The following is a 20,831-nucleotide window of genomic DNA, read 5'->3' on the forward strand; positions in this document are numbered from 1 at the left end:
TCACTTGGACGGCACCCGTGCCAGGGCCGCCCGTACGGTGTCCGCCAAGTCGCCGACATGGGCACCGAGGTTACGGAGGTGCCGGGCGGTGTCCGCCACCGGTAGATCGACGCGCCGGGCGATCCGGACGAGCTGGGCGAGCGGCATCGGCGGATTCATCGGCTTCGGTATCGGACGCTCATCGGCGGTCAGCAGGCGCAGCGCGTCGCGGTGGGTGAGATCCTGCGGGAGGTCGTCGTGGGATACCCGCAGACCGTAGGAGCGAAGTCGGGATGCCAGTTCCCTCGGGCGCCGGCCCAGGTCACGGGCAGCCAGGACCAGGACGAAGAACGGGATCTCGTCGTTCGGACTGAGCCAAAACCACCAGGGGACGTCCCGTTCATCCGATTCATCCGGGCCGACCCGCAACAGGTCGTCGTAGCGGAACAGCTCGCGATCGAGCTCGGTCGCGCGCTGCGGCAGGACCATGCCCGTCTTCACACGATAGGCGGCCAGTCGGCTGGTCAGCGCGCGCAGGCTGAGTCTCAGGTCCTCGGCCACTACCATGAGTTGGTGGAAGCTCGGCGCACGGTCCGTCCGGAAGGGCGACCATTCGACCTCCCAGTCGCCGGCGAGCAGATCAAAGTCGTCGGGCGACTCCCGGCAGGCTGCCTGCGGCGGCAACGTGAATCCGAGGCGCTCGTATTCGGCCCGCACTGCGTCGGCGGGCAGGCCCAACCACCCTTGGGTGGCCACCAGTTGCCAGGGCGGAAGTGGCCCACCGGCACTCACCCAGGGCCACTCCCCGTCGTGGTCCCGGCTGAGCCAGCTGACGTAGTCCTGGTCCGGCCGCTCCGGGAAGTCGAACGGTTCCACTTTCAGACCGTAGCGTTCGAGTCGACACCGCACCTCATCCGGGGTCAGTCCCGTCTGCAGGGCGGCCTGGGCCACGTGGCCGGGCGGCACGGGCTCGTGGTCCTGGATTTCGTTGTATTTAGCGATCCTGCCGTCCCGATAGAGAAGCCGGAGATCCACTTCGTCGGGTGCGCCGTCCGGCAGCTCATCCGGCACGACCGTGATTCCATAGGATCGCAGCCGGGCCGCCGCCTGCGCCGCGTTCACTCCGAGTTCCTCGCCGATCTCCAGCAGATCGTGGATCGTCGCGTACGAGCGATGATGTCCGTACGGTTCGTTGAGCCAGGTCATGTCCGAGACGTCCCACTCACCGGAGCTTGAAGGGCCGGGGAGAACCAGGTCGGCGACCCCGAAGAGCCGTCGCCGCTCCGCCGGACCGGCCGGATCGCAGCCGAGCCGCCGGGCAACGCCGAAGACATCTGCCGGCCTGGTGAGCCCGAACGCGCCGTGCTTCCCTGTGAGCAATTCCAGATCCGACGGCCGGGCCCTGACCACCTGGCGCGGTTCGGCCAGCTCCGGTACAAGCTCCGCCAGCTCACGCGCCAGATCGGTGCCCTCGTGGGCGAGCACGCGCCAGAGCAGGATGTGGTCCGGGACCGAGAGGTACGTCGAGTCCGTCGTTTGTTCCGAGCGGCGGTTCGACGTCAGTAGATTCTTGAGAAGCATCCGGTCGAGCGGGAAGCAGCCGGCCTCGGCAGGTACCGTCAGCCGTCCGTGGCGGACACCGAACCCACTTCCCGCTTCGAACGCCGCCTCCGCCACCAGGTCCGCGGTTCGCGGGCTGCTGTCGGCGACCTCTTTCATCCACTCCAAGGTGAGGAACTTCGCTCCACTCGTCACCAGGACGGGCGCTGCTGCCGTCAGTAGTTCCTCGACTTGGGGCGATACGTCGGTCAGCACAGTGAGGCGGTCGGTACTGAGCTGTCGCGGGGCGTGCTCCCCGCTCAGGTTCACCACGACGCCCCGGGACCCTGACAGCACCCCGATCTGCCGCCGTGATTCGATCTGGAGACCGTCCACCAGCAGCATGCCTCCGTACTCGCACCAGATCACCTGCGTGCCCGGCGGGCTGTCGCTCCATTCCACCAGGTCACCGCTGGTTCGGCCGTCAGACGGCTGGAAAACCCCCGCGGCCCACTCTTTTCGCCGCCCGCCATGCTCCACGGTCGTGCGGAACTCGGCGATGCTCAGCACCCCGGACAGCGCGTCCAGGACCGACCAGGCGCGGCGCCTGTCCCGCAGGTAGAGCCGCACCCGAGTGCCGGGCACGCTGCCCCGCTCTGTCTTCTCCGTCTTCTCGACGATCCGGAACAGATGGTTCGGCCCGAGGATGTGTGCCTCCACCAGAGGACCGGGTGCGCCGTCCAGCCCCATCCGGCAGGACGTCACCCGCATCTCGTCCGCGAGCATGAAGTAGGACAGGACCCCGATCCCGAACCGGCTGTTGGGATGGAGCCGCACCGGGGGCTCCACCCGCTCCCACTCCGCCTGCTCCAGCAGGAAGTCGGGCTGCTCGGCGAAGCGGGCACCGGCGTGCGAGAACACGCCGCGCAGCTCCGCCTCGCCCATGCCGATCCCGTCGTCCACGCACTCCAGGTACTCGCGACCGTCCTCGTCCACCCCCTGGATGAAGTCGATCCGGCCCTCGTACGGATGGAAGGGGCGGCCGGATCGCTCCAGGAACTGTGTCCTGGCACGCCGGTAGCGGCACGCGTCGAGAGCGTTCTGATACAGCTCGCGCACAGCCAGGCCGCGGTCCTTGTAGAGCTGGGTGCCGGTCAGCAGGCCGCGGACGCGGCGGTCGTCCAGCCGGAACCGCGCGCCGCTGGTGAACGTTCCCTCCGCCGGGACGACGCCGTCCGCGGTGAAACGTGTGGGCAGCGGCGGCATCGGCTGGGCGATCCGGTCGGGCACGGTGCGCCCGACCGCGACGAGCAGCCCGTCCAGCCGTTCGGCGTGTTCGCGCAGGGCCTCCACCACGGCCTCGTGTTCGCAGACCGCCTTCAGGACCGGTAGCTCCGGCGACCCGCCCCACGCCATCCCGGCCAGGGTTCGCCGTACCCCGTCCAGCTCGACGGCGTTCGGGACACCGGTGTGCTCGACCACCGTGTCCGGCAGGACTGCGAGTTCGAATGCGGCTCCGTACGCGACGGCCAGCAGCAGACTCACCCGTCGCTCCCGGATCCGCTGTCGGCCGGGACCGGGCAGGAGCTCGTCCGCCTCCAACTGGCCGAGGTGCTCGGAGTTGCAGACGTCGGAGCCGAGCCGCAGACCGGCGAGGATCCTGGCCAGCCGGTGCGGGCACAACACCTCGGTCAGCGGGCCGCTCTCCGCGGCCAGCTCGGCCGCCAGCTCGGTGAGCCCGTCCGCCCCCTTCTCCTCCTGGGCAATCCAACGGCGGTACAGCCACCATCCGATCACCGGCGCGGCGTCCGGCCGCAGCGCGGCTCGGTTCACCAGCAGGTCGTGGCCGGCCAGGAAGGACTGGTACCCGGCGCGCCACGCAGTCGCTGCCGGCCGTGGTTGCAGATCGGTCGGGCCGACCTCCAGACGGGAGGCCACCAGCAGGAGTTGGTGGGCTTGGTACAGGTAGGGCAGCAGGACGAGCATCCCGGCCTCGGCCGGGTAGAGGTCGAGCGCGCCGTCGGCCTCCCCGAGCAGCCACTCCACCCGGTCCGCGAATCGCGCCGCGAACCCGGGATCGGCCCACGGGTCCCCGGTGATCCGCTGCTCGGCGGTGTCTCGGACGGCGGCCAGCCGCCCCGCCAGCCGTGCCGCGTGCTGCAGATGAGCCTCGACGCCGCGCCGGGCCGCGTGCGCCCAGATACCGGACTCCAGCACGGCCCGGACCCACGGCTCTTTCGAAGGGGTGGGCTCAGCCAGGGCCTGCACCGTCACCGAGGCCGCCTGGATCACCGGCCCCTCATAGGTCCCCCCGCTGATGGTGTTCGTGAGCCCGTGCTGATCCACCCGCTGCCCTCCCCGGTCACCGTGCGGCCAACAGCTTAGGAGGCCGTAGTGCGACTCTCCAGGCGCCCGCGAAGCGGCATTGTCAGTGCCCCGGCCTAGGCTCGTAAGCCGAGCCTGACAAGGGGAGGATCCGTGCTCGACTGCTCGCTGACTGCTGACGTTCCGCTCGGCCCGTTCGAGGGGGTGCCGGTCACGGTCCATTCGGCCAAAAATAAAAAGGCCAAGCTGCACGTCACGTCAAGTTGCACCCAGCTGCGGACGGACAACGTGGCGACGGCAAAAGTTCCGCTGAACGCGATAACGATCGGTCGGATGTGCTCGCGGTGTGCGCAGTGGGGTTCGTGGGCGCGGCCTGCGAGCGGACTGGGTATCTTCCTTGAGGCACTTGGCGGTACAGGCCTGCTGTACCAGCTGCACTCCTACACTGCGCCGGACCCGGACGACGGTTGGGAAGAGGAAGAGCTGAAGGCTGCGGCCGACCTCCTCCAGGTAGAGCCCACGGCCGAGTACGGCGGCGGCGATGACGACGACGCTGACGGACAGGAAGCGCGCGACGAGGCGGAGTGGCTTCGGGACCGGGTGTTCGCTCACTGGCGTGATGCCGCGAAGAGTCTGCATCAGGCCCGGGCCATCGCCGCGATGTTCCCTTGGCTCGAGGACTGGGTGAAGCCGAAGCTGGCGATGAAGGAGCAGTACCTGGAGTCTCTGCAGGCGCAGGCGGCCTTGTTCGTCGACCCGGCAGGGCTCCTTCTTTCCGCAGCGGTGGCGGGTATGAGCGAGCCGGAACTCTCCCTCGACGACGCGGCGTTCGGCGTGCTGGGGAAGAGGGAGGACATCGCGAAGCATGTGAAGGCGTTGTGGGGTGAGTGGCAGCGCCGGGCTTCGGACGGCTGGGGCCGTCCCGGCGACCGCTCTTACGTCGCCTACAGCCTGGTGCATCACATCCGTAGTAACCGCAAGGGATATCACCAGGCCGTGGCCGGCGCCGAAAGCCTCGTCGCCTCCTGGGAGGACACCGCACGCACGGCTGCGTCTTCGGCGACCTCTGCGCCCACGAGATGGGTGATCGCGCGCCTGCCGGAAGTCAGCGACGGCGACGCGTCTCACTCCGGTGAAGCGGGCTTCCTGGCAGACCTGGACGGGTGGACGACCGGTGTTCTGCTCACCTATCTCGTCGACGCCGACTGGGGCCGTCGCACGCTCACACTGCACGTCCCCAGCCTCATCGCCGACCGGCTCATCGCCGACTCCTTCCTGGACGACTGCCGAATCCACGACGTGGGAGTCCCTCCGATGGCGGCAGGGGAGGCGAGCGATCGCACGAGCTACATCCAGCCAGGGATCTTCGACGACACCCCTGTAATCGACCGGCGCCCGGTCACCGCGGATCACCTCCGCGCACTGCGTACCGTCTCGCCCGACGTGGATCAGCTCTACATCGTCTTCTCGGCGAGCAGCGGGGCCGAGGTCCTGCCGCCGGCAGTCATCGAGAAGCGGTTGGCACGCGGATGGAACGGTGTCATCGTGGCCGGTGCCTCGGACCTTCCCACGAGTGTGATCGAGTCATGGGCCGGCGAGATCGGCCCGAGGCCGGAAGAGCATGAGCGCATCTGGCCCGAGCGAGTCCATGATGTGCATGACCCACGCTTCGGGGACTGGTTGAGTGTCACCGATGGAGCGCGGAGGACTGCGTGGCTGACCTTCCGGTATCAGGACGGCGAACGTAATCTCCGCTGCCTCGCGATGGCCCGCGGCGTTCATGACCTTCGGACCCTCGACAGCGGTAGTCGTCGGCGCGGCGTGCCCTTTGACGTGTGGCAAGGCCTGCTCACCGGCAGCCCCCTGGATCTCGAACCGTTCGAACCGCCTACCACCGACCGGTGGCGAGGAGGCAGCGGAATCCCGCTGGGCGTGCTCGCCGAAGTGCAGGTTTACACCACCAGTGCCGACCCGCGAGACGAGGGCAAGGGACACTCGCCGCTGTGCGGGCACGCCCGCGAGCGCGGCGTCACCCACTATGACGACCTGCTGACCGTCGGGGATCTGCTGGCCCGCGACGACTACGACTGGTGCAGTAAGTGCGGCGGCTACGCGGCGCGTCGGCTCACCGACACTCAACTGTCCTACTACCGCGCGGCACATCGGCTCCACGACATCGCCCGGCAGCTCGATCCGAAGCGAGCAGGATACGACCGGATCGACGTGGAGACGCTCCTGTCCCGGCTGGGCGAACTCGCTGATTGGCGCCCGATCGGCGAAGACCACAGGTATGCCTGGAAAGCGAGGAGGCGATGGCGGCAGATCGTCCGCGGTCTGGTGGACAAGGCCGAGGCGGGCCGCCGCGACACCCCGTGACGTACCGGCGGCCGGGACGACGAGGGTTCACCCGCGGCATGTGCAGACTCTGACGTCGCTAGTTCGTGCGCAGGCATACGGCGAGGGCGGCGATGTCGTCGTCGAGGCCTGCGGTGCTGAAGTGGAGGAGGTCGCGGTGGAGCCCGTCCAGCAGCTCGCGGGGCCGGACCGGGGTCTGCCGGCGCATCCAGTCCGTCAGCGGGAAGAACCTGCCGTTGCGGTCGCGGGCCTCGGTGACGCCGTCGGTGTAGAGGAGGAGCTCGTCGTCGGGGCCGAAGTCGAAGGTGTCGATGCTGTAGCAATCGCCGATCAGGTCCGCGAGGTTGAGCAGCGGTGAGGGCGCGGAGGGGCTCAGGACGCGGAGTCCGTCGTGGCTCAGGAGCAGGGGCGGGGGATGCCCGCAGTTGAGGATCCTGATGCGGCCGTCCCCGGGCGGGATCTCGACGAGGACGGCGGTGGTGAAGCGCTCCATCAGGTCGTCAGGGGGGAACGAGGCGTTGTACCGGGTGCTGCTGGCCTCCAGGCGGCGCGCGATGCCGCCCAGGTCCGGCTCGTCGTGGGCGGCCTCCCGGAAGGAGTTGACCACCGCCGCGGCCGTCCCCACCGCCGCCAGGCCCTTGCCCCGTACGTCGCCGATGAGCAGCCGGACCCCGTACTGCGTGGTGACCGCCTCGTAGAAGTCCCCGCCGATGCGGGCCTCCGCCGCGGCCGCGAGGTAGAGCGCCTCGATCTCGATGCCGCCGAAGCGGCGCGGCATCGGGCTCAGGACCACCTTCTGGGCCGCGTCGGCGACGAGCCGGACCTGGAAGAGGGCCTGCTCCCGCTGGAGCCGGACGTGGCTGCCGTACGCGGCCGCCACGGTGACCGCCACGATGCCCGCCACCGTGTACCACGCCCCCAGGCCGGGGAAGACGAGGCTGAGGCCGATCATCAGCAGAAAGCACACCGTCCCCAGCAGCACCGTGGGCAGCACGGGCCACATGGCGGCCGCGAGGGCCGGGGCCGCGGGCAGGATGCGGCTGAAGGCCATGTCCGGGGGCGTGGAGTACGCCAGACCGGCGATGACCACGGTCAGGATCACCGGGGACAGCAGAACGAGGGACCCCTGGCCGTGGGGAAGGCGGAGTCGCAGCTGTCCAGGCTTGACCATGATGCATAGCATATCCAGGCAATACGGATATATGGGGCCTTCTGGCCGGGATCTACCCCCACCTGGGGTACCGCTCCGCTCACCTCATGCCGGCGCGGACAGGGCCGTGCGGTAGGCCGACAGTGCTGCTGCGGTCCCGGTGAGGGGGAAGCGGGCGCCGAGGTACCCGTCCGGGCGGACGATGAAGCCGGTGGCAGCGGGTAGGCGGCGACCTGGAGGGGCAGGCCGGTGCAGTCCGGGGCGCGGCCGCCCTCCAGCCCGTGCGCCACGCCGCCGCCACCGCGCGCGTGCCCCGTGCCCGTCGGCTGCGCAGCCCCTTGCGGACGGTGCTGTGCGCGCCGTCGCAGCCGATCAGGGAGCGGGCACGGCATTCCTCGCCGTCGCCGTCGTCGCCCTCGCCGGAGGCGGTGCGCAGCCGGGCGGTGACGCCGTCCGCGTCCTGGGCGAACGACAGCGGCTCGGTGCCGCGCTCGACGGCGCCGTGCCCAGGCCCGTGATCAGCACGTCGGTCGGGCTGGTCGTGCTGGTCCTGTCGGTCGTGTCGGGGTGCGCCACGGGCGCCTCCCCGGGACCGGGTCCCGGCTCCGGGCCCCGGGCCCGTCCCGCACTTCCCATGGTCGCCCGACGGCGTACGGGCGGCGAGCCGGGCGCAGCCGCGGACGCAGGCACGGCAACCGCAGCAACCGCAGCTAGCGGGACTGGTGGGGCTGGTGGGAGCCCGGGGTGTGGCCGAAGGCGCGGCGGAAGACGTCGATGAAGGCGCTGGCGGACGACCAGCCGCACATGTGGGCCACGGTGGTCACCGGTGTGTTCTCCGCCAGCAGGATCAGGGCGTGGTAGAGGCGCAGCTGGGTGCGCCACTGCGGGAACGTCATGCCGAGGTCGGACTTGAACAGCCGGGACAGGGTGCGGTCGCTCGCGCCGACCTCCTTGCCGAGGGCGGCGAGGGTGCGGTCGTCGGTCGGGTCGGCCTGCAGGATCTCGCACAGGGCCTTCAGCCGTGGCGCGGTGGGGGCGGGCAGGTGTACGGGTTCCTGCTGCGAGGCGCGCAACTGGTCGAGCAGGACGGCCCGCAGACGCCCGCGTTCGGGGCTTTCGTCGTCCGGAGAGCGGGTGTAGGCGAGGATCAGCTCGCGCAGCAGGGGGCCGACGGTCAGCACGGTCGGCTCGTCCAGGCCGAGCGGGTTGTCGGTCGCGGGCATGCCGACCAGGTGCAGGTCGAGCCCCCCGTGCGCCTGGTGGGCGTGCACGGTTCCGGCCGGTACCCAGATGGCACGGGTGGCCGGGGCGATCCAGGAGCCGGCGTCGGTGGTGATGGCCAGCACTCCGCGGGCGGCGTAGACGATCTGGTGGTCGTCGTGACGGTGGGCGTCGATGGCCGTTCCGGGCGCCAGCCACTGCATACGGGTCGGCGCGACCGGCTCATGGCGGATGTTCTTCATCGATTGGCAGATTATCGGAAGTGCGACACGGTGCCGAGCGGTGACCATGATGAGGTGCCAAGGAACAAAGCGATCCTCCTCCTCTCGGTCGGGCATGCCTGTGTGGACGTCTACCAGGGTGCGGTGGCCGCGCTCGTCCCGTTCTTCGTCGCCGAACGGGCCTACACCTACGCCGCGGCGTCGGGCATCGTCCTCGCCGCGTCGCTGCTGTCCTCCGTGGCACAGCCGCTGTTCGGCGTGCTCACCGACCGGTGGGCCATGCCCTGGTTGCTGCCGTTGAGCACGCTCCTCGGCGGGCTGGGGATCGCCCTGAGCGGCCTCGGCGGGTCCTACGCGCTGACGCTGGTGTTCGTGGCCGTCTCCGGCGTCGGGGTCGCCGCGTACCACCCGGAGTCCGCCCGCGTCGCGCGCGTCGCCAGCAAGGGCAGTCACACCGCGATGGGTTGGTTCTCCCTCGGCGGCAACCTCGGCTTCGCCGTCGCCCCCCTGATGGTCGCGGGGGTCATGGCTGCCGGAGGCCTGCGGCTCACGCCGCTGTTCGCGGTGCCCGCCCTCGTCGGCAGCGTGCTGTGCCTTCTCGTCGTGCGTCTGCTGGACGGCACGTCAGGGACCGGCTCGCGCAAGTCCGTTGCGGTGGTCGGCGCCGACGACAAGGCCTCGTTCGTGAAGCTGTCGCTGGCTGTGGTCTGCCGGTCCATCGTGTTCATCGGCCTGAGCACGTTCATCTCGTTCTACACCCGGCAGCGCACGGGCGGCGGTACGGCGGCGGGCACCGCGGCGCTGTGCGTGCTCTACCTGGGCGGTGCGGTCGGCACCGTGCTGGGCGGCAACCTCGCCAACCGCTGGGACCGGGTCACCGTCGTGCGCGGGGCGTATCTGATGACGGTCGCCGCCGTCGCGGGCATCGTGTTCGCCCCCGGCCCGCTGATCTACCTGTTCGTGGCCCTCACCTCCGCGGGGCTCTACATCCCCTTCTCCCTGCAGGTCACCCTCGGCCAGGACTACCTCCCCTCGCGCGTCGGCACCGCCAGCGGGATCACCCTCGGCCTGACCGTCAGCATCGGCGGCCTCGTCAGCCCGGTCATCGGCAGCGTCGCCGACGCCACCTCCCTGCAGACGGCCCTGGCCCCGCTGATCGCGATGCCCGCCCTGGCCTGGCTGCTGTTCCGTACGCTGCCCGAGCCGGTCGCGCCGAAGCCGGCAGCGCCGGAGGCGGAGCCGGGACCGGAGCCGGAACCTGCGCCGGCATTCGCACCGGCGCCGGAGGCGGGACTGCTGCAGCAGACCGCGGACGCCTCCGGGGCCGAGCCCTCTCCCGCCCGGCGGAACCCCCGTTGACGGCCCCCGCCTCCGAAGGATCCGTCTCCCCCGAAGGGTTTGTCTTACGGCGACCTGCGGCCGGTCTCCGTCCGCGAGCCGCGGCCGGTCTCCGTCGCGGACGCCGCCATCCGGTCCCGGTAGGCGCCCGGGGTGACGTGGACGAACTCCTTGAAGCGTGCGATGAAGGCGCTCGGCGAGGTGAACCCGCACAGGTGGGCCGTGTCGGTGACCGACTCGCCGTTGGCGAGGTGGGTCAGTGAGGCGACCAGGCGGACGAGGGTCCGCCACTGCGGGAAGGACATGCCCAGCTCGGACTTGATCAGCCGGCGCAGCGTGCGCTGACTGGTCCCCAGATCCCGGGCGTGGTCGTCGAGACTGCGGCCGTCGCCCGGGGCGTGGATCAGCGAACTGCTCAGCGCCAGCAGCCGCGGGTCACGGGGGGTGGGCAGCGACAGCGCGCTGGACTGGTGTTTCTCATTGCGGAGTTCGTAGCGCAGCACGTTCTCCAGCGCGGACCGCGTCCGGGCCGGGCGGTCCGGCTCGGCCAGGGCGGTCAGCACGTGCCGGGCCAGCGGGGTCAGGTTCACCACCGTGGGGTCGTCACCGCCCCGGGCCCGCATCGGCGGGTAGGCCAGCATGATCGTCGACACCAGGCTCCGGGTGTGGGCGCGGTGGGAGTGCTCGAGTCCCGGCGGGATGACGACGGCACGGTCCGGGGCGGCGATCACCCAGGTTCCCAGTGCCGTGATCACGGCCAGAACGCCGGTGTGCGGGACGACGACCTGGGTCTGCTCGTGCCGGTGCGGGGGGACGGTCTCGTCCGGGCGCAGGACGAAGCGCCGGACGACATCTCGGTCATGGCCGTTATGAAGTATCACCTGGCCGATTATTCACTACCGACCGAACAGACGGTTTTGAGAAGCTCCAGGGCAGGGGGTACAGAAAGGCATTCGAACCATGGAGGACAATGACCCCTCCTATCCGGGCCCCGAGAACCCGGCAGGGGGATTTACCGGCCGCATGCCGGTCCAGTCACGGATTCCACGACTTTCCTCAGGGCGCGATCTCCGCGTCAGTGCCGTTGTCCGGCCCCGGCCAGCCGGATAAACGCATACGGGGGCCGGTGGTGCCGCACCGGACGAGCCCGTAGATTTCCATTCAGAAAGCTTTAGCGCGTCCATTTATCGCCCTTACCGCACATGCGACACATGATGTGGTCCGGGGTGGATCCAGCATGCCCTGCGGACCACGACTCGCTTTGCCGCGGATTGTTTTCCGATCTGCGCAGACGAATGGAAGTGAACGCAACGCATGACCTTCATCACCGCTGCCCACGAGCTGCTCGAGAGTGATGTCTACATCGATTTGCAGCCTACTCTCGGCATTCCTCTCCACCTCAAATGCGAAGGTTTCAACTTCGCCGGGTCCATAAAAATCGTACCGGCCGCATGGATGGTCGCCGTCGCGGAGCGCGAGGGCCTCATCGGCCCCGACTCCGTCCTGATCGAGTCCTCTTCCGGCAATCTCGGCGTGGCCCTGGCCGTGACCGCCGCGTCGAAAGGACTCCGCTTCGTCTGTGTCACCGACCCCAACTGCAACCCCGCCACCGTGAGCCTCATGCGGGCCCTGGGGGCCGAGGTCGTCATCGTCGGCGAACCCGATGCGACCGGCGGATACCTGGCCGCCCGCAAGGCCTACGTACGAAAGCGCTGCCGGGAGGACCCCGCCTGCGTCTGGCTCAATCAGTACGAGAACCCGGCCAACTGGGCGGCGCACTACGAGAACACCGCCCCCTTCATCGCCAAGCAGTTCCCCGACCTCGGCACCCTGTTCATCGGCACGGGCACCGGAGGCACCCTCATGGGGTGCGCGCGCTACTTCCGTGAACACCGGCCCCAGGTCCGCATCATCGCCGTCGACAGCGTCGGCTCGGTCAGCTTCGCCGGAACCCCGGGGCCACGGCACATCCCCGGACTCGGCGCAGGCACCCCCATGCCGCTGATCGACCCCGCACTCACCGGCGACCTCGTGGACGACGTCATCCGCGTCCACGAGATCGACACCATCCGCACCTGCCGCCGGCTCGCCGCGCACGGGATGCTCCTGGGCGGCTCCTCGGGAACGGTCGTCAGCGCCGCCTCCCGGTGGCTCGCCCGACACCACACCCCCGCCCACACCGCCGTCGCGATCGCCCCCGACCTGGGGGAGCGCTATGTCGACACCATCTACGACGACGCGTGGGTCGCCCGTCACTACGGTCACGACGACGTCACCTCACTCCTGGAGAACTTTTGAGCGACCAGGCAGAAATCCAGGCAGAAATCCAGGCAGAAATCCAGGCAGGAATCCCCGACTTCTCCGTTGTCCCGGGCCGTACGGTGCACCGCATGCTCGACGGCCGGCAACGGGAGATCACCGAACTCGTCGAAAAGGCCTATCTCCTGCACGGCGAGGCCCGTACCGTCAATCCGCCCTCGTACTTCCTCCGTTTCCCGGACCGGCCCACCGCCCGCATCATCGCCCTGCCCGCCTCGGTCGGCGGCGACCGCCCGGTCGACGGAATCAAGTGGATCTCCAGCTTTCCCGTCAACCTGGAGCGCGGCATTCCAAGGGCTTCCGCCGTTCTCGTCCTCAACGACCCGGTCACGGGATATCCGTACGCCTGTCTGGAGAGCTCCATCATCAGCGCGGTACGGACCGCCGCCTCCGCCGCGGTCGCGGCCCGGGCTCTCGCCGGCGGACGCTCCGTACGCCGTGTGGGATTTCTCGGCACCGGGCTCATCGCCCGCTATCTGCACACGTACCTCTCCTCCGTATTCGACCGCGACCGGGCGCCGGAGGAATTCGGTGTCCACGACCTGTCGGCGGATTACGCCCGCGGTTTCGCGCAGTATCTCGGCGGCGCCGCGGGTGATGCGGCCGTGCGCGTCCACGATTCCGCCGAGGAACTGATCCGTTCCTCCGACGTGGTCGTCTGCGCCACCACGGCGGCCGCTCCGCACCTCCTCGACCCGTCCTGGTTCGCCCACCACCCGCTGGTGCTGCACGTATCCCTGCGGGACCTCGGCACCGACGTCATCCTCGACAGCGTCAACATCGTCGACGACGTCGAGCACGTCCTCAAGGCGAACACCTCGGTCCACCTCGCCGAACAGCTCACCGGCGGGCGGGAATTCCTGGACGGCACGCTGCACGACGTCCTCACCGGCCGGGTGGCTGTTCCCGGCGACCGCACGGTGGTCTTCTCCCCCTTCGGCCTGGGTGTGCTCGACCTCGCGGTCGGCGAGCACGTCTTCACCCGGGCCCGGGAGGAAGGCGAACTCGCGGTGGTCGACGGGTTCTTCCACGACCTGGAACGCCACAGCGGCCCGGGGGCGCAGGAGGTGGCCCGATGACGACGACACCACAGGACACCGGGGAGACGGTGCGCGTCCGTGCCGGACTCCCGCTGGCTCCCGGCGCGGTGGACCGGGCGAATGCCCTGGCCCTGCGCAAGGCCCAGGAGGCGGACACGCGGACCGGGGTGCTGGAGTACGTCATCCGGCACGCCGAGCAGGACCCGGACCGTCCCGCAGTCACCGAGGGCCGACGGACCATGAGCTACGGCGCGTTACTGGAACGCATCGCCGCGATGCGGGACGCCCTGCTCTCCCAGGGGGTGCGCGCGGGTGACGTGGTCGCCGCCACCGGCCCCCGCAGCACCGGCACGCCCGTCGTCTTCCTCGCGCTGGAGAGCCTGGGCGCCTCCTACCTGCCCGTCGACCCGGGCTGGCCGGAGGTACGGGTCCGGGACGTACTCAACCGCAGCCGGGCGGCACTGCTGCTGGACTACTCCGGTGACGGCGACGGCGACGGCGACAGCGACGGCGACGGTAAGGGCAAGGGCACCGCCCACGCGGCAAGGGCGGCCGCCGAGGCCGAGGGGATCCCCACTCTGCGACCGCCGACGCAGGACAGCGGCACGTCCGCCGCGCCCCTGCCCCGTAACACCGCCGACCGTTCCCATGAGACCCGCTACACCATCTTCACCTCGGGAACCACCGGCCGCCCCAAGGGCGCCACGGTCGAGCACCAGGGCATGCTCAACCACCTCTGGGCCAAGGTCGCCGACCTGTCCCTGGGCCCCGGCGACGTCGTGGCCTTCACGGCCCCGCTGGTGTTCGACATCTCGATCTGGCAGATGCTCTGCCCGCTGCTGGCCGGCGGCCGGCTCGTCGTGGTCGACGACAGCGCCATGCGCTTCCCGCGACGGCTCGTCGGCACCCTCGACACCGCAGGGGTGACGGTCGTCGAACTCGTCCCCACCGTCGTCGGCTGGCTCGTCGACGAGACGCAGCGCCTGGGCGGAGGGCTGCTGGGGCGCCTTCGGTGGCTGCTGTCCACCGGCGAGGAGCTCCACCCCGCCGTGGCGGCACGGGTCCTCGACGCCCTCCCGCACGTGCACGTGGTCAACGCCTACGGCCCCACCGAGTGCTCCGACGACGTCACCCATCACCTGCTGACAGCCGCCGACCTCGTACGCCCCCGGCTCCCGGTCGGCTCACCCGTCATCAACACCGCGCTCTACCTGCTGGTGCACGGCGCGGACGGCACGTGGCGGGCGGCCGAACCGGGGGAGAGCGGCGAGCTGTTCGTCGGCGGGACCGGCGTGGGCCTCGGCTACCTCAACGACCCCGGCACCACCGACCGCGCGTTCTTCCGGGACCCCTTCGACCCGGCCTCGCCCACCGGCAGGCTCTACCGCACCGGCGACCTCGCACGCTTCGCCGAAGGGCTCGTGCACTACCTCGGCCGCAGCGACCGGCAGGTGAAGGTCGCCGGCGTGCGCATGGAGCTCGACGAGATCGAAGCCGTCCTGAGCCGGCACCCCGCCGTCGGCAAGTGCGCCGTCACGGTGTCCGGCGAGGGCGATCTCGGCGAGCTCGTCGCCCACTACTGCCCGCGCAGCCCGGTGTCGCCGGAGGCGCTGGAGGAAGCCCTGAGCGCGGCCCTGCCCCTGCCGATGGTGCCGCGGCGCTGGCGGGAGTGGGACGCGCTGCCCCTCACGCACAACGGAAAGATCGACCACCGGTCGCTGCAGGCGGCTGCCGCCACTCCCCGGAAAGAGGCGCGATGACCACAGCAGCGACTACTTCAGCAACTACTTCAGCGACAACGGCAGCGACAACGGCAGCGACAACAACGGCCGCCGCAGCAGCGGCGAAGGAGTCCGGGGTCTCCGCGGACCGCGGCGAACCCGCGGGCGCACCGAGCCTCGCCGAACGGGCCGCCTCCGTGGCCCGTGTCGCCGAAGAGGACCTCGCCCGGACCGAACGCGACGCGGTCTTCCCCGAGCGGGCGCTGGCGGAGATGCGCCGGACCGGGCTGCTCGGCCTCCTCGTGCCCGCCGAGGACGGGGGTCTCGGCGGTACGGTCGCGGACCTCGTCGACGTCAGCATGATCCTGGGGCGCACCGATATGTCGGTGGCGATGATCTTCGCGATGCACTGCCAGCAGTCGGAGGCGATCGTGCGCCACGCGGCGTCGCCCCTGCGCGAGGAGCTCCTGCCCCTGCTGGCGTCCGGAGACCTGTATCTGGCCTCGGTCACCACCGAACCCGGCAAGGGCGGGCACCTGTTCAAGTCGTACGCCCCGCTGCGCGAGGCCGGAGCGACCCTGGAGATCGACCGGACCGCGCCGATCGTGACCGGCGGCACCGTGGCGGACGGCTTCCTCATCACGATGCGCAGCCCGGACGCCACCGCGGACCACCACGTCTCCCTGGTGTACGCCCACCGCCGGCAGCTGCGCGTGGAGGCCACCGGGCAGTGGTGCCCGATGGGCATGCGCGCGAGCCACAGCCTCCCGCTGACCCTCAGCGGCACGATCCCCGCGCACCAAGTGCTCGGCGAGCACGGTGCGTTCCACCGGATCGCGCAGGACGTGTTCGGCCCGCTGGCCCACCTCGGGTGGTCGGCGGCGTGGCTGGGAACGGCGTCCGGGGCCCTGTCCCGGGTCCTGCGCCTGCTGCGCGACCCGAAGGCCCGCAAACGCTTCGACCTCGGTTCTGAACTGTTCCTGACCCGCCTGTCCCGCTCCCGGCAGCGGCTCGACGGCGTCCACGCCCTGCTGCGCCGCACGCAGGAGCTGGTCGCGGGGGAGACGGACCTGTCCGCCCCGGGCAGCCAGCTTCTGCTGAACAACCTCAAGATCACCGCCGCCGAGGAGTGCCACGCGGCCGTGAACGACCTCGTCGACGCCGTCGGCCTGCGGCACGGCTACCTCCAGGACTCGCCGACCCGGCTGGAGAAGTCCCTGCGCGACCTGCGCTCGGCGGCGCTGAACTACAGCAACGACCGCCTGCACCTGGCGGACGGGCAGCTGTGCCTGCTCGACCCGGATGTGAACTTCGCCTGATCCGGCGGTTCCGCCTCGTCCGGCGCACCTCTGCGCCGTTCCCTGCGCGCATACGTGCATACGTGTATACGCGCACATGTGCATACGCGCGCTTTCGCGCCCCTGCCTGCGCCGAAAAACACCAAGTGGCAAGCGATGCGGCACAGCCATGCCTCCATTCTGCGCGGATAAATGAACCACCGATTTGACGAACGGCCCGGATGAAATCCTTGTGCCGACCGGGGAAAACCCGTTAACGTCGAATCACGAAACACGAAACACGAACCCCGCATCCCACCCGAATCGAATTATTCGAGGGACCCCATCATGCCCGGAAACAGCACGGAAAACCCGACCGAGAATTGGACGACCGCTCTGCGCTATATTGCGGGGCGAAAGGCCGCCGAGGAATCCCTGGGATTCCTCGCCCACATCGGCGCCACCGTACGGAACACCGCCGGCGCGGCGGACGTCGTACCGGCGGCGGCCAGGGCGTGCGTCCCCTTCATGGCCTCGGCGGTCTCCCTCGACGCACCGGCGACGCACTCCGGACCCGTCGTCCAGTCCCCGGCCGAGTTCTCGGCGGCGCTGGACGGTGTGCGCGCCCTGGCCCTGAAGAGCTCCGGGCCCCAGCTCGTGATCAGCGGGCACGAGGGGCTGGCCAAGCAGACGGACCCTGCACACCTGGACCTGCTGCGCGCGTGGCAGGCCGACTCGGCGGTGGCCCTCTCGCTGGACTACCGCGGCGTCCCCGGGGGACACCTCGTCCTCGTGCGCGGTGCGGCGCACCGCCGGGGGCCGCTCAGCCCGGGCGACCTCGCCCTCGTCTCCGAAGTGGCCGACCGGGTCGCGGCGTTCAACGCGTACGCCACGCACGCACCCGCCGGTGCCGGCCGGTAATCCATCCCGTACCCGCGCGTCAGACAGTCGAAAAGAATGAAAAGAGTGAGGAGCGGTTATGCCGGCGAGCTGGACAGATGTGCGCTCCTGGATCCTCGAACGCAATCCCGACCTGACCGAACTGGACCAGGAAACCGACATCATCGAGACGCGGATCATCAATTCCCTGCAGTTCGTGGAGCTCGTCCTCTACGTGGAGGAACTGCGCGGCACGATGCTGCAGTCCGACGAGGTCGATCTCGATGCTTTCCGCACCCTCAAGGGCATCGAGAAGAACTTCCTCCATGCCTGAGCGATCCTTCGTCGTGCAGGGGCGCCTCGAAGGGGCCGCCGACGTCGTGGTCTTCCTGCCCCCGGCCGGCAGCGTCACGTCGCCGTACCTCCCGATAGGGTCCCGGCTGCCGGCCACGCTTCCGGCAGTGCACTGTGAAATACCCGGCCGCGGCCGCCTGGTGCACGACGAGGCACCCGCCTCGGTGCACGGCGCCGTGGAACGCTGGGCCGGCGAACTCGCCGGACTGCTCCCCGGGCGGCGGCTGCACCTCTTCGGGCACAGCCTGGGGGCGCTGTTCGCCTACGAGCTCACAGTCCTGTTCGAGGCCCGGCCCGACGGTGAGGCCAGGCCCGGCGGCAGGTCCCGGCCCGGCGGCGGGACCGAGGTCGCGAGCCTGCTCGTCTCCGGCTCCCGCGAGCCGGGCAGCGCTCCCCGTTCCCTGGTGGCCCATGCGTTCGCGGCCCTGCGCCGGGAACAGCGCGCCACGGACCGGGAGGGCGACGCCGAGGGTGCCCGCCTGCTGGCGGACCTCCGGATGCGCCGGGAACACCGGACCGCCGGGCGACCGGTCCGCGCGCCGCTCGCACTGTTCTGCGGACGCGCCGACGGATTCGCCCGGCCCGAGGAAATGCTCGAATGGAAACGCTTTACCGGCGGCCCTTTTCTGGGAATGTTTACATTCGGCGGCGGACATGATTACCATCTGTCCGGCCGGAAAGAAATCGCGGCGGCCATCGGAAAAATCGTGAATCGTCATCCGCATTCAAATTCAGCAGACCAGGAGTAAGAAATGACGGCTGAAAACGTCACCATCCCCTCCACCGAGCAGCTGATCGACGTCATCGGGAACAGCTCGGTGGGCATCGCGATAACCGACGGGTCCGGCGCCGTCGTCCTGCACAACAAGGCGCTCTCCGTTCTCATGGGCGGGGAGACCGCCCACCTCGGCGAGCGGATCCTGTCCGGTGGTGCGGGCGAGGACCTGGCGCAGCTGCTGGAGCGGCTGAAGAAGGACGGCCGGCTCGAGCACGCCGCGGTCACCTACCGCAGCGCCGACGGGAAGGACCGCGCGGCCCGCGTCAATGCGGTGCTGACGGGCGAGGGCGCCGGCACCCGCATCCACTGGGTGAGCCGTCCGGAGCTCGGCGAGCGGCTGCCGGTCTCCAGCACCAGCACCGAGGACGCGGCCCTGTCCGACGCCACGGCCTGGATCCGCGCGGTCGACGAGTGCGCCCACCCGTCCCTGGCCCCGGCCAAGGACAACGAAGCGGTGATGCGCGAGTTCTACCAGGTGGCGCCGGTGGCGATCCACCTCATCGGGGTCAACGGCAACGTCATGCACGCCAACCCCGCGGACGTCGCCCTGGTCGACTACACCGCCACGCCGACCGAGTACGTCGGCGGTCACATCCGCAAGATCTACGAGGACCAGGGCCTGCTCGACGACTTCCTCTCCCGCTGGGACGAGGACTCGCCGATCATCAACTTCCGCGCGAACTTCGTCACCAAGGACGGGGAGCCGAGGCCGGTGCTGATCTTCTCGACGGCGCAGGCGGAGGGCGGCAGCGTCAGCAACACCCGCTGCTTCGTCTTCAACGACCCCGAGCCGGGCCGCGCCCGCGACACCATCAGCGCGTTCGGCTGGCCGGCCTGATCGCCGGGCGGGCGGGGCACGGACGGAATCCCACCGTGCCCCGCCCGCCCGTCCCTCCACCGCATATTCCGTTACTGCGCATGCCGTTACCACTATTCCATTACCGCATATTCCGAGTGACTTACTGCGTGTCCCGATCGGCGGGGGAAGGAATGCCCGATGACCCAGATACAGGACCGGTCGCCATCGTTACTTGCGCACTGGGACCCGGAGGACGAGCGCTTCTGGCGCGAGACGGGCAGCCGGGTGGCCCGCCGTAATCTCGTGGTGTCCATCGTCAACGAGCACATCGGCTTCTCGGTCTTCACCATGTGGTCGGTGCTCGTCCTGTTCCTCGGGCCGGACGCCGGATTCTCCTTCAGCGCGTCGGACAAGTTCCTGCTCATCAGCACGCCGACGGCGGTAGGCGCCCTGATGCGACTGCCCTACGGATATCTGGTGACCCGGTTCGGCGGGCGCAACTGGACGGTGTTCGCAGGGCTGATCCTGCTCGTGCCGACCGTTCTGGCCGCGGTGTTCGTACGCCTGCCCGGCACGCCGCTGTGGGTGTTCGTGCTGGTGGCGGCCACCGCCGGGCTCGGCGGCGGGAACTTCGCCTCGTCGATGTGCAACATCCACGCCTTCTACCCGCGCCACCGGCAGGGCTGGGCGCTGGGCCTGAACGCCGGCGGCGGGAACCTCGGCGTGGCGACCGCCCAGCTTGCCGGACTCGCCGTGCTCGCGACGGCCGGCGCGGCGCACCCCGTCTACCTGATCTCGCTCTACATGCCGCTGCTCGTGCTCGCCGCGATCGCCGCCGCACTGTGGATGGACAACCTGCCGACGCTGCGGCACCAGGGTTCGGCCCAGCGGGCGGCACTGCGCGACAAGCACACGTGGATGCTGTCCCTGCTGTACGTGACGACGTTCGGCTCGTTCATCGGCTACGGATTCGCGTTCGGGCTCGTGCTGCAGGCGCAGTTCGGCTTCACCGCGCTGCAGGCCGCGTCGCTGACCTTCCTCGGCCCGCTGCTGGGGTCCCTCGCGCGCCCCTTCGGGGGGCGCTGGGCCGACCGGTGGGGCGGTGCCCGGGTCACGCTGTGGATGCTGCTGGCGATGACGGTCGGGACCGCGTTCTTGTACGTGGCCACCGAGGTCTCCTCGTCCCTGGCGTTCATCATCGCGTCCACCGTGCTCATCGTGTTCGCCGGCATCGGCAACGGCTCCACGTACCGGATGATCCCCGAGGTGTTCGCCCGGCGGGCGGACGACGGGGCGGGCTCTCCCGCACAGGCCTCCAGCGCCGTCATCGCGATCGCCGGGGCGGTGGGCGCGCTGGGCGGAGTGCTCATCAACCTGGCGTTCAAGTTCTCCTTCGGCGCCGCCGGTTCGGCCGGGCCGGCCGTCGCCGGGTTCGTCGTCTTCTACGCGGTGTGCGTGCTGGTGGTGCGCGCGGTGTACCTGCGCAAGGACCGGCCGGCCGCAGCCGACCGGACGCACCCGGAACCCGCGTGAGGA

General features: G+C 70.0%; 15 protein-coding genes and 1 pseudogene. 11 read left to right on the top strand and 5 right to left on the bottom strand.

Annotated features, from left to right (window positions below; translation table 11 throughout):
* Nucleotides 1–3,864, bottom strand: a complete 3,864-nt coding sequence (locus IE241_RS03435) for a wHTH domain-containing protein (protein WP_190020041.1) — start codon at nucleotides 3,862–3,864, stop codon at nucleotides 1–3.
* Nucleotides 3,865–3,996: 132 nt separating this feature from the next.
* Between IE241_RS03435 and IE241_RS03440 the strand changes: the two genes are divergently transcribed.
* Nucleotides 3,997–6,219, top strand: a complete 2,223-nt coding sequence (locus IE241_RS03440; RefSeq protein WP_190020042.1) for a hypothetical protein — start codon at nucleotides 3,997–3,999, stop codon at nucleotides 6,217–6,219.
* 58 nt (nucleotides 6,220–6,277) lie between these two features.
* Here the strand turns inward: IE241_RS03440 and IE241_RS03445 are convergent, their stop codons facing one another.
* The 3 genes and pseudogenes from IE241_RS03445 to IE241_RS03455 form a co-directional block, all read right to left on the bottom strand.
* A complete protein-coding gene (locus tag IE241_RS03445; RefSeq protein WP_190020043.1) occupies nucleotides 6,278–7,369 on the bottom strand; it encodes a PP2C family protein-serine/threonine phosphatase in 1,092 nt (363 codons plus the stop codon).
* A 310-nt stretch (nucleotides 7,370–7,679) separates the two neighbouring features.
* Nucleotides 7,680–7,867, bottom strand: a pseudogene (locus IE241_RS35080) (FAD-dependent monooxygenase); the annotation flags it as partial.
* Between the two features lie 191 nt (nucleotides 7,868–8,058).
* The gene (locus tag IE241_RS03455) at nucleotides 8,059–8,811 is read right to left on the bottom strand and encodes an AraC family transcriptional regulator (RefSeq protein WP_190020044.1); all 753 of its coding nucleotides are present in this window, start codon (nucleotides 8,809–8,811) and stop codon (nucleotides 8,059–8,061) included.
* A gap of 54 nt (nucleotides 8,812–8,865) precedes the next feature.
* Here IE241_RS03455 and IE241_RS03460 point away from each other — a divergent pair, with 54 nt between their 5' ends.
* Nucleotides 8,866–10,149: an MFS transporter gene (locus IE241_RS03460; protein WP_190020045.1), complete on the top strand. Its 1,284-nt coding sequence runs from the start codon at nucleotides 8,866–8,868 to the stop codon at nucleotides 10,147–10,149.
* Between the two features lie 44 nt (nucleotides 10,150–10,193).
* Here IE241_RS03460 and IE241_RS03465 read toward each other — a convergent pair whose 3' ends face one another.
* The gene (locus tag IE241_RS03465; protein WP_190020046.1) at nucleotides 10,194–11,009 is read right to left on the bottom strand and encodes a helix-turn-helix transcriptional regulator; all 816 of its coding nucleotides are present in this window, start codon (nucleotides 11,007–11,009) and stop codon (nucleotides 10,194–10,196) included.
* A 433-nt stretch (nucleotides 11,010–11,442) separates the two neighbouring features.
* On the opposite strand from IE241_RS03465, the gene sbnA reads away from it, so the two are divergent.
* The 9 genes from sbnA (at nucleotide 11,443) to IE241_RS03510 (ending at nucleotide 20,828) form a co-directional block, all read left to right on the top strand.
* Nucleotides 11,443–12,426: a 2,3-diaminopropionate biosynthesis protein SbnA gene (gene sbnA / locus IE241_RS03470; RefSeq protein ID WP_190020047.1), complete on the top strand. Its 984-nt coding sequence runs from the start codon at nucleotides 11,443–11,445 to the stop codon at nucleotides 12,424–12,426.
* Nucleotides 12,423–13,526, top strand: a complete 1,104-nt coding sequence (sbnB, locus tag IE241_RS03475; RefSeq protein WP_373300552.1) for a 2,3-diaminopropionate biosynthesis protein SbnB — start codon at nucleotides 12,423–12,425, stop codon at nucleotides 13,524–13,526. Before sbnA ends, sbnB begins: the two co-directional genes overlap by 4 nt.
* On the top strand, nucleotides 13,523–15,247 hold the full coding sequence (locus IE241_RS03480; RefSeq protein WP_190020049.1) for an amino acid adenylation domain-containing protein: 1,725 nt from the start codon (nucleotides 13,523–13,525) through the stop codon (nucleotides 15,245–15,247). The genes sbnB and IE241_RS03480 overlap by 4 nt, the downstream gene beginning before the upstream one ends.
* 158 nt (nucleotides 15,248–15,405) lie before the next feature.
* The gene (locus IE241_RS03485) at nucleotides 15,406–16,527 is read left to right on the top strand and encodes an acyl-CoA dehydrogenase family protein (RefSeq protein WP_229898713.1); all 1,122 of its coding nucleotides are present in this window, start codon (nucleotides 15,406–15,408) and stop codon (nucleotides 16,525–16,527) included.
* 306 nt (nucleotides 16,528–16,833) lie between these two features.
* Nucleotides 16,834–17,406 carry a hypothetical protein gene (locus tag IE241_RS03490; RefSeq protein WP_190020051.1) on the top strand — a complete coding sequence of 191 codons (573 nt, stop codon included), beginning with the start codon at nucleotides 16,834–16,836 and terminating at the stop codon, nucleotides 17,404–17,406.
* 58 nt (nucleotides 17,407–17,464) lie between these two features.
* Nucleotides 17,465–17,698, top strand: a complete 234-nt coding sequence (locus tag IE241_RS03495) for an acyl carrier protein (protein WP_190020052.1) — start codon at nucleotides 17,465–17,467, stop codon at nucleotides 17,696–17,698.
* Entirely contained in the window at nucleotides 17,691–18,467 is a 777-nt protein-coding gene (locus IE241_RS03500; RefSeq protein WP_190020053.1) for a thioesterase II family protein, read from the top strand. Before IE241_RS03495 ends, IE241_RS03500 begins: the two co-directional genes overlap by 8 nt.
* 3 nt (nucleotides 18,468–18,470) lie before the next feature.
* Nucleotides 18,471–19,334: a PAS domain-containing protein gene (locus IE241_RS03505; protein ID WP_190020054.1), complete on the top strand. Its 864-nt coding sequence runs from the start codon at nucleotides 18,471–18,473 to the stop codon at nucleotides 19,332–19,334.
* A 159-nt stretch (nucleotides 19,335–19,493) separates the two neighbouring features.
* Nucleotides 19,494–20,828, top strand: a complete 1,335-nt coding sequence (locus IE241_RS03510; RefSeq protein WP_190020055.1) for an MFS transporter — start codon at nucleotides 19,494–19,496, stop codon at nucleotides 20,826–20,828.
* The last annotated feature ends 3 nt before the right edge of the window (nucleotides 20,829–20,831 follow it).

Source organism: Streptomyces hiroshimensis (assembly GCF_014650335.1).
GTDB lineage: Bacteria > Actinomycetota > Actinomycetes > Streptomycetales > Streptomycetaceae > Streptomyces > Streptomyces hiroshimensis.

Excerpts from the sequence above, each read along its gene's own strand:
- IE241_RS03445 (WP_190020043.1), bottom strand. The coding sequence starts at position 7,369 with ATGGTCAAGCCTGGACAGCTGCGACTCCGCCTTCCCCACGGCCAGGGG.
- IE241_RS03455 (WP_190020044.1), bottom strand. The coding sequence starts at position 8,811 with ATGAAGAACATCCGCCATGAGCCGGTCGCGCCGACCCGTATGCAGTGG.
- sbnA (WP_190020047.1), top strand. The coding sequence starts at position 11,443 with ATGACCTTCATCACCGCTGCCCACGAGCTGCTCGAGAGTGATGTCTAC.
- IE241_RS03480 (WP_190020049.1), top strand. The coding sequence starts at position 13,523 with ATGACGACGACACCACAGGACACCGGGGAGACGGTGCGCGTCCGTGCC.
- IE241_RS03490 (WP_190020051.1), top strand. The coding sequence starts at position 16,834 with ATGCCCGGAAACAGCACGGAAAACCCGACCGAGAATTGGACGACCGCT.
- IE241_RS03495 (WP_190020052.1), top strand. The coding sequence starts at position 17,465 with ATGCCGGCGAGCTGGACAGATGTGCGCTCCTGGATCCTCGAACGCAAT.
- IE241_RS03500 (WP_190020053.1), top strand. The coding sequence starts at position 17,691 with ATGCCTGAGCGATCCTTCGTCGTGCAGGGGCGCCTCGAAGGGGCCGCC.
- IE241_RS03505 (WP_190020054.1), top strand. The coding sequence starts at position 18,471 with ATGACGGCTGAAAACGTCACCATCCCCTCCACCGAGCAGCTGATCGAC.
- IE241_RS03510 (WP_190020055.1), top strand. The coding sequence starts at position 19,494 with ATGACCCAGATACAGGACCGGTCGCCATCGTTACTTGCGCACTGGGAC.